Origin of the sequence: Pseudoalteromonas sp. BZK2, assembly GCF_014349195.1 — a bacterium.
Lineage (GTDB): Bacteria > Pseudomonadota > Gammaproteobacteria > Enterobacterales > Alteromonadaceae > Pseudoalteromonas > Pseudoalteromonas simplex.
In genome coordinates this window covers 36,918-48,978 of record NZ_JACSOG010000034.1, presented here as the reverse complement: position 1 = coordinate 48,978, position 12,061 = coordinate 36,918, and the positions used below count along the sequence as shown (strand labels likewise).

Below are 12,061 nucleotides of genomic sequence, written 5' to 3'. Positions count from 1 at the left end.
AAACTAATTATGGCTCTGGCTTTGTATTAAGCTAACCCACGAAAAGCGGAGGCTAGCACCGTGTGGGAGTCATTATGTCTATATGCCTAAGAGAGTTATATGAATATTGCTATTTTTGTTGTTTCATTTGTAGTCTATATAGGGATCTGCTTGGCTACCGTAAAACTCCATAAACATGTAGCAGATAATCTTAAACGGGTTAATCGACGTAATTTGCTAAACTTATGCAGCCAATATATTTTGTTTCTGTTGTTTATCGTTACCTACATCCCGTTTAGTATATTCTTCCCTGCGTGGTTAAATGCAAAACTTAGTATTGTGCAAGAGTCCCAAAATGCAACCACTGTTTTCATTTTACTGGGATGTTTAACGCTAGCAATTACTATGTGGCTAGGTTATAAAAAAACTAAGCAGGTTAATTGGTAATCGGCATATAACAAGTCAATTAAATGGACGCAAAACGCTTGGCTTGCGCTCCTTCGTCGCTAATTTTAGCCAAGCATTTATGCCGCTTAAAACGGCGTTTTATTTCAAGGAAGACTAAGTGCAATTTCCAGAGCTAGAAACATCTCGTTTAATTCTTAATAAGTTATCAAAAAGTGACGGACAGGCTTTACTTGATATTTTCACTGATGAAAACGTTGTTAGATATTACGATATCGATGTTTTTAATTCAGAAAAACAATCATTGGAGTTAATTGATTTTTTTTAATCAACGCTTTGCTGACAAAGTAGGTGTTCGTTGGGCTATTCGAGTTAAGAGTTCGGGAAAACTAATTGGTACGTGTGGATTTAACTCAATAAACTTGAAGATGAAAAATGCAGGTATTGGCTATGAGTTAGCCTCAAAGTATTGGGGGCTTGGCTATGCTTCCGAAGCTATTAACACGATTATCCAATTTGCATTCTCTAATGACCAACCTTTAGGCGAACTCTACCGGATCCAAGGTGATATTATGATTGGAAATGCTGCTTCTGAGTCAGTGTTAAAAAAGCTAGGTTTCAAAGAGGAAGGAATTAGGCGTTCAAGTGGTTTCTGGAAAAACGAATTCCATGATTTAAAGTGTTTTGGTTTAATAAAACCTGAATTTAAAGAAATATAACAAGTTAATTAAACTAAAGACTTAAAATAGCCCTTTGAATTACAAACTATAACGGTCTGATTTTGGGCAAAGTGAGTTAAACCTAGCGCTTTAACTCACTGAGATGAAAAGTATAAGACTAACAACATGTCTTACACTATTTAGGCAGGCTTTAATTTTTAAGTTCTATATAGCACTTTAATAACATGCCAACCAAAGCGCGTTTTCACTAAATGTGGCTCTAAGATTTCGCCGCTGAAAGCTACTTTGTCAAACTGTGGCACCATTTGACCGCGTCTGAATTCACCCAAATCGCCGCCTTTTTTACCCGACGGACAGGTTGAATATTTTTTAGCTAACGTCTGAAACTTCGCACCTTTTTTAAGTTGCTTGATGATGTCTTCAGCTTGTTCTTTATGCTTAACAAGGATGTGCAGTGCGTGCGCTGTATTTGCCATGGAAAATCTCGTAAATTAAAACGCGCGTATAATAACATAAAAACGCATAATCACTGATATGTTATCTAGTTAATCAGGCTGGCTTACAGGTAAATAATGAACTCTTTTCACTCCTTTGAGACTGTTAAGTGTTTGAATGTGGGACTTTAATAAGCTTGGCTCTATGTTTTTATCGAACTCAATGATTACACGCCCGAGCTCTGGGTCTACAGCTCTTAAATAGCCACTATTCACTTTTGAAAAATCAGCTAACTCAGCAGACTCAACATATTCTTTTGCTACAGACAAAACGAGTACACCACATTCATACTTTAAACCTTCGTAAACGCACTGATTTCGATCTTGCTTACAAGCACTTATAAAGCTCGTAAACAAAAGGATGTTGAAAATAAAAATACGCTTAAACATTATTGCCCCTAAAAAGCGGGTATTTATTAAAAATACCCGCTATTACTTTACTCTGCTACAGGAACTGTAATTGGTAGAACAACCCTTCTTAGAACAGCACTTTCATCACCTCTAACCCATAAAATAACTTCATAGTTTAGTGGTTCTATTGATGCACTTTTAACGCCTTGCAATGTTACATCAAAAGTTACTGTGTCACCTGGTTTAGCCGCCTGGATGACTTCTGGTGTGATATTAGCTACCCACTCTTCTCCAGAGATATGTTCAATCGAAATATCAATCTCTTTCAGCGCTTCATCTAATGCTTCAGAGATTCTATCTGCGATTTCATTACTGTCTGTTGATAGCATAAATGATACACCGCCCGTTGCGCTTACAACACGGTTGATATCTTCTGTTGTATCACTGTTACTACCACTTTGAAGTCCAAACACCGTGATGCCGTTATCTTGCAGCTCACTAATAACTTGTGTGAAACCTGCACCTGGATAGTCAGTTTCGAGATCAGAATCATGGAAAGCGGCATCGGTCGCAAGTAGCACAACCTTTAATGCCCCTTCACGCCAACCTATACTAGAAGGCGATATTTCACCCGCGTCTGTGTATTGACCGTCGTCGTTGATATCGCGTCCTGCACCTGTTGCTACTTGATAAAGGCCTTCAAGTTGTGACTCTTGATAATCACCGCCATAAAAGGTCTCTAAACTAGTAATACCTGACTTCACATCATCAACATTAGTGGTAACTTCTTGAAGTAAATAAAACGCTTCATCACCACTTCCTGCACTACCATACCCATCAATTGGAAAATCAGAAAATGCCGATACACCAAAGGCTACGTTAATACCCCGACCAGTTAAGTTATCAAGGATTGCATCAGCTTGTGTCTTTAAATTACTAATGTCATCGTCATAGCTACCGCTAACATCAATTAAAAACATAATATCTAATGCATTTACTGTTGTTTCTGGTAAAGAAAACTCAATGGTTTTATTAATTTCAGTGCCTTTGCTCAATGAAGTAGCTGCCATAACCTCAAGATCAGAGTCCACTGTTAATTGTGCTGTTTTAACTGCCGAATTAAGGTTTAGTAGTTTTGTAGGTGATGTAGTGCCTACATCTTTAGACTCATCAGATAAAACAACTGTATTACTTGCAGTTGAAAGTAAAATATCACGAACTTCAGCGGCTTTTAACGATGAGTTGATACCTTTGATCAAACCAGCAGAACCTGTGACTAAAGGCGCAGCATATGATGTCCCGCTTCCAACTTCGCCATTACCCCAACCTAAATCGACACCGGGCGCAGCTATATTTACCACTTCTCCCATACGTGAAAAAGTAGCATCCATATTGCTACTATCAGTCGCAGCAACAATTAGCGCGTTTGTTTTCCACGCATCAGCGCCAATATCATCTTCAGATAGTAATAGTTGGTGATCAGCTTTTTCGCAGTTGTTACCTGCAGAATACACAAGTAACGCATCTTTTGATTTTGCATATTCAACAAGGTTGGTTTGATTTAATCGCCAGCTACGACGGCTTTGTAACCTTACTTCAGTTGGATCTGAGCACTTACTTGTATCACCCCAAGATAAGTTAACAATACTTGCGCCATTATCTATTGTTGCTTTAGCACCAGCAATTAAGTCAGTTACAAATGTTTTCTCGCCAATGCCAAATGGGCAATCAGCCGCACTTAAAATTCCATCACAACGTCTAAAATACACATCGGCATGAATAACATTTGCATACGGGTTAACCCCCGAATAACTTTTACCTTCTGCCATATTGTACGCTGCAACAAAGCTAGTAACCCACAAGCCATGCTCTGAATCAGTATCGTCAGTATCTGTGGTTACATAACTTCCGTCTGCTAATATCTGTAATCGAGATAGTCGTGACTCATCTAAACTAGTTTGTGAATCTGAGATACCTGTATCTACAACTCCCACTTTTACTGATTCTAAACTGTCTTCTTCAATAGCTTGCCATGCTTTATCTGCAGAAATGATACTGTGCCAATAATCACCTGTGTAAGTCGATTCATCTTCAACACTTGCAACCTTCTTAGCCATTGCCAGCTGCATCGATTTATTCGATTTTCGCTTTTTAAATTTGATCGGATTTTCTCGTAGGCTATCTGGCGCTACAATTTCATTTAATCCAGAGTGACGTACCCCTTCAAGGTTTGCTAGATCATTAATCAACACAGACTCTTCAGCTGTATCTCTAACCCTTACTTGCATTAATTTTAATTTTTTGTCGTAGCTGTTTAATGAACCACCCAATGAATCAATTTTATCGAGTACTGCCTGCTGCTCTTCAAGGGTAATATCTTCTTTTAAATGCACTAGTACTTCATTTTGAGCTGCTTCAACGCTTCTTCCATTAACCTCAATAGTTTCTAAGCCTTTAGGTGAACCAAGCGCGTCTGTAGGTACATTGACAACAATTACATCAAGCGTTTGAGTAAATGTTTGACCATCGTTATCAGTAACAAGAAGCTCAAATTGAAGCTCTTCATCAAAGTCTACATCTGGGGCTGTGAACTCAAGGTTAGTGTTTGAATTATCGGCTATTTCTACCTCAACGCCACTTACTTGCGACCATGCATAAGAGATAACTTCACCATTTGGATCAGATGCCTCAAGATTTAAGGTCGACGCTGTATTTTCATTAATTTCTTGGGGATCTTTAGCATCAATTACAGGAGCAATTAATACATTTTTAATAGTCAATGTTGTTGTATGTTTAGCCGAAGCACCTTGGTTATCTGTTGCTGTTAATTCAATTTCAACAGTCGTATCTTCATCAACCTCGGGGGCGGTAATTGAAAAAGTAGCGTCAGTCGTATTAGATAAATCTATTTCTGGGCCTGAGAGTTGTGCCCATTGATAACTACTGATAGTGCCATCGGAGTCCGTTACTTCAGGTTCAAGAGTTAAAGTTGTAAGTTCATCGAAGCTAACTTGACTCTCTGCGCTTATAACAGGTGCAATATTTTGTTTTTTATCATTACTGTCATTATCGCTACCACATGCTGCTAACAATGAAGTAGCAATTAAGGTAAGCGCAAAATTGCGAGGGTGTTTCATTATTTAATCCTTAAATAATTTAATCGTTATTACGAATAAAAGAACACTTTGGGGATATAAGCCTTTCCATGGTTTATTAACTAGAAATGCTAGGAAATATAACAATGGGCTATATATCCAAAACATAAGCACGCTAACATCTTGTCAGTGCGCTCTAGGTGGGAAAGTTTAATACAAAAGAACTGCAATGCAACAATCACAAACAACTTTTTTCATTTAAACACAACAATTTAACAAGCAAAGCTTACTAAAAACCACTAATAGCAATAATACAAAAAGATGGATTTTGCTCATTTTGTCATCAAGCACCTTGCTATATAGCTAGTTAAATCCTGCCGTTATTTATTTGAATGATGATTTATAAAACCATTAATTAAGAAAAATTGCGCAATGTAATACGTTATCATTATTGCGATATCTGCATGCGCTATTTCTAAATAAAAACGATTTAGACCAAGAATAGAGTCTGATATAACAAACACTGCTCCACCTAACACTAAAAAGCCGTTCGATTTATCCGTCATCCAAGTAAGGCTTGCCATTATGGTAAGTACCAACATATAGAAAATTACCGGAATGAGCATGTCATTCAAGTTTGGGTAGAATAAGCAAAAAACGATGATGGCCAAAAATAGATAAAGAAGTAAAACGTCTAATCGCCAGTTTTTAATTGGCAACATGGTAATGATATAAAAAGCGTGGCTAACAAAAAATGCCGCTAAACCGCCTATAAACAGTTGCCCCGTATCAAGGGCTAGCAACACATCACCTAGTGCTGAAAAACTAAGAGCGAATAATAAAGTAATAAAAGTGCGATTTTGTAACTGACTACGCCCTTTTATCACCATCACAATCAACAGGCCGATTGGTAGTGTTTTAAATAGCGCCATAATAGGCTGAGTTAATGATGGTATAAAGAGCAGTAAAGCAATGTAAACCGAGCTTAGGGTTAGAAAGAGAATGTTCATATTCTTATTATTGTTACTTGTTCCCAATAACGAGAATAGCAAGCTTTACTCTAAATGTTTATAAAAAATGCTGCTTTTGTCTTTCGGTCAGTAACTTACACTGTGTCTGTTTGCCAAAAAAACGATAACGATGGCGGCCAACCCAATCATACATACGATCGCGAAAGCCTTTTGGCAGCAGCTTGAACACCTTAGCCGAAGAGAAAGGAAAACCTAGTTGAGTTGCGATAAATAACACAGCATCACTTTGTTTATATAACTGGTTATTATCAATCACTAACATTGAAGAGAGTGGATCGTCAACTTGATGCGCCTTTAGTAAACGTTCACCTTTATCGCTTTGCATGGGGCATAACTTAAAGGTTATTTGCTTATCAAAGCGAACAATAAACTGAACACAAAAATGGCACAGATTGCACTGACCATCAAACAAGATGACTGGGCAGTGAGTTTGCAAGATTAGCCGCTTACCTGCACAACTTGTTTACCGGTAAAGCCACCAGCAAGTTGTTTATTTAATGCAGCTGAAACAGCCTCGGCGGTAAAATCAACAGCATGAATTTGCGGTAATTTGATCTCGCCACGGGCTGCATTATCGAGTAATAAGTTACCCATAAAGCTCAGCTTTTGCTGCGCACATAAGCTATTTGCAAGCCACGCTCCGCCTAACGATACAATGCCGATATTGGGTGCGCGCCTAAACATAAGTTCTTGTTCAAACTTAGGTAACTCATTTAAACAGGCAATTCGGCCACAAAAGCGCATTAGCTCAACGTTACGAATGGTAGTATCGCCACCAATACAATCAAGCACCGCATCAAAGCCTTGCGGACCTAATTCACGGCGAATTTTATCTTCAAGTTTTGGGTCTTTGTAATCAAACACCACATCAGCACCTAATTGCTTAAGTAACTTATGATTGTGTTTACTGGCAGTGGTAAACACGGTGGCACCACGTTGCTTAGCAAATTGAATAGCGAATTGACCAACGCCGCCCGCACCTGCATCAATAAACAGTGAATCCCCTTCGCTTAGCTGCAATTTATCAAGGGCAATTAATGCCGTCATACCTGAACAAGGTAAGGTTGCAGCATCTGCCGGTGATACGTTATCTGGCACAACCGAAACCGCATAGTTTGGTACCGTTGTGTATTCAGATAACACACCTTGGTCGCCAAGGCTGGCGTGCCATACAACACGTGCGCCAACACCTGGGAATACACCTTTACTTGCCTGAACAACCACGCCAACAGCATCATGACCTAGTACATGAGGGTAATGCCATTTACAAAAACCTTGTTTTGCAAAGTTGGCATCACCATGATTTAAGCCCACATATTCAACTTTAACCAAAAGCTCATTGCCTTCAGGGCTCGGTACTGGCACAGAAAGCTCAGATAACGCGATGGCGTCATTCGGCTCAAGCAGTGCAAGCGCGCGCATTGTTGACGGAAGTTCTGTAGTTTGTTGAATATGTGACATTGAATACTCTGGGTTAAAGGTTGTTTAGTTCAAAGCTCCAACGACCATTAAATGCTTGATAAGCACTTACTTTGGCCTGTAATGAAGCAATTGTTGAATCAACAGCGTTCTCTTGCGCTATTAAAACATCCTGTCTCGCATCTAACAACTCTAAGTAAGGAATTTGTCCTTCTTGATACATTGCTTGAGCTTGACCAAATGCTTTATTGGCATAATTAAAACGCTGATCAGCATAACTTAACTGTTGCTGCTGTTTGACTAGCCTTTGTAAAGTAAGTTCACTATCGCTAATGGCTTTTAATACTTTACTTTGATAGTCACTGTAAGCAGCTTCACTTAAAAATTGCTGTGCATCACGCTGAGCTAATAATGCAGGATAGCTGAGTAATGACCATTCAACTTTTGGTGTGACTTGCCATTGTTGCACAGTATCTTCTAAGCCATTGCTGGTTAAGCTCACCACACCTGCAAACCCGGCCAAACTAATATCTGGCAGAAGTGCTTTTGAGGCGGCAACACTTAGCGAATAAGCCTGACTAAACTGATATAAAGCACTGGTGATATCTGGTCTCAGTGCCATTGCTTCACTGGCTTTATTAAACGACACACTAAATTCGTGACTGAGTAACTCAGGCTCTTCTATCAAAGTTATGTCACTTGCAAGTCGCCCTGTTAGAACCGCAAGGGTTGCGAGGTCGCGATATTGCAAGTAACTAAGCTCAGGAATAAGCGCTTGTTGCTGCTTTAACTGCGCTAGAGTGCGGTTAAGATCAAGTTCATTCGCAACCCCCTCCTCTACTCGCGCTTTTAACACATCAATACTTTGCTCGAGCGCCTCGATTTGCATTTCAATAATCGCTTGCTTTTGTACATTACCTTGATAGCTGACATAGCCTTGCACCACGGCAGAAACCACTTCAACCTGTAATGCTCTTAGTTGCTCCGCTTGGTTTAGTGCACCTGCATTAGCAGCATCGACTAACGCTGTAATACGACCAAACAAATCAAGCTGCCAATTTACGTTCACACCTGCGTTTGATTGGCGCGTAATTGCGCCATCTAAGCTGCTGCGCTCTGCGCCCACACTTAGGCTGCCCTGCGGATAATAATCCGCGCGGGCTGCACCTAAACGGGCAATGGCTGCATCAAGCTGAAGTTGACTGGTTTTTAGGTCGTGATTCATTGCTAATGCATCAGTCACTAAATTGTTTAACTGCGCTGAATCTAAACGACGCCACCAGTTATTTTCGCTCGCACCTTCGTTTTGTTCACCAATTTGTGTATCGCTAACAAATTGTGTCAGGCTCACTTGCTGCTCTTGCATATCAACGCTTTGTGCGCAGCCTGCTAGTGCTCCGGCTAACAGCATCGCACTGACTAGTTTGCCGTGTTTAAAGATTCCATGAAGAGGCTTATGCATCGTGTTGCTCCTTCTGCGATTTTTTAGTGACTAACATATAAAACACCGGGGTGAACAATAAGCCAAACACAGTTACACCAATCATGCCTGAGAACACTGCGTTACCCATAGCATGACGCATCTCTGCACCTGCACCTGTGGCTAAAACAAGAGGTACAACGCCTGCCGTAAAGGCAATTGATGTCATTAAAATTGGGCGAAGTCGTAAGCGACACGCTTTAATAATGGCTTCAAGGTGAGACAACCCCGTTTTATGCTGATCTCGTGCAAACTCTACCATCAAGATGGCATTTTTACTTGCCAGTGCAACCAGTACGATTAATGCAATTTGCGTAAAGATGTTGTTGTCATCACCGACAAACCACACACCTAACAGTGCCGAGAAAATCGTCATAGGTACAATCAGAATAATAGCCAGTGGTAATCTTAAGCTCTCGTATTGCGCTGCAAGTACCATAAACACAAGCAATACAACAAGTGGGAAAACATACACCATGGTATTACCCGCTAATATTTGCTGATAAGTTACTTCTGTCCACTCAAACTCAATACCATTTGGTAATGTATCGGCAAGGATTGCTTCAATCGCATGTTGCGCTTGATCAGAGCTATAACCTGGTGCTGGGCTACCATTTAATTCAGCTGTAGGGTAACCATTGTAGTGCATTACACGATCTGGGCCTGTTGTTGGTGTGACAGTTAATACAGAGCCTAATGGCACCATTTCACCCATGCGGTTACGTACTTTAAGATTCAAGATTTGCTCAGGATCTTGGCGGTAATCAGCATCAGCTTGCGCATTAACCTGATAAGTACGACCAAACAAGTTAAAGTCATTCACATACACAGAACCTAAGTACACTTGTAGGGCATTGAATACTTCATCAAGTGGAATACCTTGGATAAGCGCTTGCTCACGGTCAATGTCGATATCCATTTGCGGTACTTGAATTCTAAAGCTTGAATAAAGCCCCATTAACGCTGGGTCTTGCTGCGCTTTCGCAATGGTTGCTTGTAAGCTGTTAAAGAGTGCTTCAAAGCCTTTGTTTGCACGGTCTTCAATTTGCAGTTTAAAGCCGCCCGTTGTACCTAAACCTTGAATTGGCGGTGGCGGGAATACCGCAACAAATGCTTCATCAATACTAGCAAACTTTTGATTTAACTGAGCCGCAATCGCCATTGCCGACATGCTCGGATCTTGACGCTCCTCAAAAGGGGCAAGCGGTGTAAATACAATGCCGCTATTAGGGCTATTAGTGAAACCATTCACCGATAAACCAGGAAACGATACTGTGTTTGCAACACCCGGTACTTGTAATGCAATTTTTTCCATTTCTTGCACGACTTCTTGAGTTCTGTCTAAACTTGCCGCATCGGGTAACTGTGCAACAGCCACTAAATATTGCTTATCTTGCTGTGGGATAAAACCACCTGGTACTGCGTCAAACAATTTTACTGTGCCACCAACAAGTGCAACATAAGCAACTAATACAATCACACTCATACGAATTAGCTTTTGTACCAGCTTTTCGTAGCCATTGGCGCCTTTATCAAATAAGCGGTTAAAAGGTTTAAATAACCAGTTACCAAATACACGGTTTAATAGTTTAGTTAAACGATCTGGTTTTGCATCATGACCTTTTAATAGTAACGCCGATAACGCAGGCGATAGTGTTAACGAGTTAAACGCAGAGATAACCGTTGAAATAGTAATGGTTAAAGCAAATTGCTTATAAAATTGACCAGATAAACCCGTAATAAATGCCGTAGGAATAAATACCGCACACAATACAAGTGCAATGGCGATAATTGGCCCTGTTACTTCAGTCATTGCAACACGGGTTGCTTCAAGTGGTGATAAACCCTGCTCGATATTACGCTCAACGTTCTCAACCACAACAATGGCATCATCAACAACAATACCAATGGCAAGAACCAAACCGAATAGCGATAAGGTATTAATCGAAACCCCCAACCATTGCATAACCGCAAACGTACCAATCAAAGATACCGGTACTGCAATCAGTGGGATTACTGATGCACGCCAAGTTTGTAAGAACACCACAACAACGATTACAACTAATGCAATTGCTTCTAGTAGCGTTTTAATAACAGCATCAATTGAACCGCGTACGAATACAGTTGGGTCATAAACAATGTCGTATTCAACACCTGCCGGAAAGTCTTTTGATAATACTTTCATGGTTTCACGCACTTGATCAGAAAGCTCAATCGCATTTGAACCTGGGCGCTGGAAAATCGGCATTGCAAGTGCAGGTTGACCATCTAACATCGCTCTTAATGCATAGGTGTTTTGGCCTAATTCAAGGCGTGCTACATCACTTAGGCGTGTAAGCTGACCTTGCTCACCTACTTTGATGATCACATTTTCAAATTCTTCTTGTGAGCTTAAGCGCCCTTTTACATTCATCAGAATTTGAAATTGATTACTTTTCGAGGTAGGTTGCGCACCTAAACTACCCGCAGCAACCTGTTGGTTCTGAGCGCGTAATGCATTTACTACGTCCATTGCTGTTAAATCGCGAGCAGAGAGTGCATCAGGGTTAAGCCAAACACGCATTGAATATTGACCCCCACCAAACATTTGCACATCACCCACACCGCCTAAGCGCGCAATCTGGTCTTTGATATACAAATCAGCATAGTTCGCTAAGTAAGTTGTATCATGCGTTTTTTCAGGCGAGTACAAATGCACCACCATGGTTAAATCAGGTGATGATTTTTCGGCTACAACACCTAAACGCTGAACTTCTTGCGGTAAGCGTGGTAGTGCACTATTTACACGATTTTGCACTTGAACTTGTGCACGGTCTAAATCAGTACCTAATGCAAAAGTAACTGTTAAAGTCATGCGGCCATCACTGGTTGCTTGTGAAAACATATACAACATGTTTTCTGTACCATTGATTTCTTGCTCAAGTGGCGTTGCCACTGTTTCGGCAATCACCGTTGGGTTAGCACCCGGGTAATTTGCTGTAACTACAACCGTTGGTGGTACAACCTCAGGGTACTCACTCACTGGCAATTGAAATAGCGAAATTGCCCCTGCAATGAGAAATATAAGCGACAGCATCGCTGCAAAGATGGGTCGCTGGATAAAAAAGTGTGAAAATTTCATTTTGAC

General features: G+C 40.5%; 10 protein-coding genes. 2 read left to right on the top strand and 8 right to left on the bottom strand.

The genetic code is table 11. From position 1 onward, the window contains the following. Nucleotides 1-544 precede the first annotated feature (544 nt). Nucleotides 545-712: a hypothetical protein gene (locus BIZ38_RS21980; protein WP_316247586.1), complete on the top strand. Its 168-nt coding sequence runs from the start codon at nt 545-547 to the stop codon at nt 710-712. Further along, nucleotides 699-1,103, top strand: coding sequence for a GNAT family protein (locus BIZ38_RS17670; protein ID WP_316247585.1), 405 nt, complete (start codon nt 699-701; stop codon nt 1,101-1,103). The genes BIZ38_RS21980 and BIZ38_RS17670 overlap by 14 nt, the downstream gene beginning before the upstream one ends. Nucleotides 1,104-1,261: 158 nt before the next feature. Here the strand turns inward: BIZ38_RS17670 and ppiC are convergent, their stop codons facing one another. The 8 genes from ppiC to BIZ38_RS17630 form a co-directional block, all read right to left on the bottom strand. Then, complete coding sequence (ppiC, locus tag BIZ38_RS17665) at nt 1,262-1,540, bottom strand: peptidylprolyl isomerase PpiC (RefSeq protein WP_054552145.1); 279 nt, start codon at nt 1,538-1,540, stop codon at nt 1,262-1,264. Between the two features lie 69 nt (nt 1,541-1,609). Continuing rightward, complete coding sequence (locus tag BIZ38_RS17660) at nt 1,610-1,948, bottom strand: hypothetical protein (RefSeq protein ID WP_138617368.1); 339 nt, start codon at nt 1,946-1,948, stop codon at nt 1,610-1,612. Between the two features lie 47 nt (nt 1,949-1,995). Beyond that, a complete protein-coding gene (locus BIZ38_RS17655) occupies nt 1,996-5,046 on the bottom strand; it encodes a S8 family serine peptidase (protein WP_187490885.1) in 3,051 nt (1,016 codons plus the stop codon). A 338-nt stretch (nt 5,047-5,384) separates the two neighbouring features. Then, complete coding sequence (locus tag BIZ38_RS17650) at nt 5,385-6,014, bottom strand: lysoplasmalogenase (protein ID WP_187490884.1); 630 nt, start codon at nt 6,012-6,014, stop codon at nt 5,385-5,387. A gap of 58 nt (nt 6,015-6,072) precedes the next feature. Beyond that, nucleotides 6,073-6,447: a thiol-disulfide oxidoreductase DCC family protein gene (locus BIZ38_RS17645; RefSeq protein WP_262387623.1), complete on the bottom strand. Its 375-nt coding sequence runs from the start codon at nt 6,445-6,447 to the stop codon at nt 6,073-6,075. 26 nt (nt 6,448-6,473) lie between these two features. After that, nucleotides 6,474-7,496: a zinc-binding dehydrogenase gene (locus tag BIZ38_RS17640; RefSeq protein ID WP_187490882.1), complete on the bottom strand. Its 1,023-nt coding sequence runs from the start codon at nt 7,494-7,496 to the stop codon at nt 6,474-6,476. A 13-nt stretch (nt 7,497-7,509) separates the two neighbouring features. Continuing rightward, entirely contained in the window at nt 7,510-8,916 is a 1,407-nt protein-coding gene (locus tag BIZ38_RS17635; RefSeq protein WP_054552139.1) for a TolC family protein, read from the bottom strand. Continuing rightward, nucleotides 8,909-12,055 carry an efflux RND transporter permease subunit gene (locus BIZ38_RS17630; protein WP_054552138.1) on the bottom strand — a complete coding sequence of 1,049 codons (3,147 nt, stop codon included), beginning with the start codon at nt 12,053-12,055 and terminating at the stop codon, nt 8,909-8,911. Before BIZ38_RS17630 ends, BIZ38_RS17635 begins: the two co-directional genes overlap by 8 nt. Between the last annotated feature and the right edge of the window lie 6 nt (nt 12,056-12,061).

Coding starts and splice junctions, on each gene's coding strand:
- BIZ38_RS17640 (WP_187490882.1), bottom strand. CDS start 7,496: ATGTCACATATTCAACAAACTACAGAACTTCCGTCAACAATGCGCGCG.
- BIZ38_RS17635 (WP_054552139.1), bottom strand. CDS start 8,916: ATGCATAAGCCTCTTCATGGAATCTTTAAACACGGCAAACTAGTCAGT.
- BIZ38_RS17655 (WP_187490885.1), bottom strand. CDS start 5,046: ATGAAACACCCTCGCAATTTTGCGCTTACCTTAATTGCTACTTCATTG.
- ppiC (WP_054552145.1), bottom strand. CDS start 1,540: ATGGCAAATACAGCGCACGCACTGCACATCCTTGTTAAGCATAAAGAA.
- BIZ38_RS17650 (WP_187490884.1), bottom strand. CDS start 6,014: ATGAACATTCTCTTTCTAACCCTAAGCTCGGTTTACATTGCTTTACTG.
- BIZ38_RS17660 (WP_138617368.1), bottom strand. CDS start 1,948: ATGTTTAAGCGTATTTTTATTTTCAACATCCTTTTGTTTACGAGCTTT.
- BIZ38_RS17630 (WP_054552138.1), bottom strand. CDS start 12,055: ATGAAATTTTCACACTTTTTTATCCAGCGACCCATCTTTGCAGCGATG.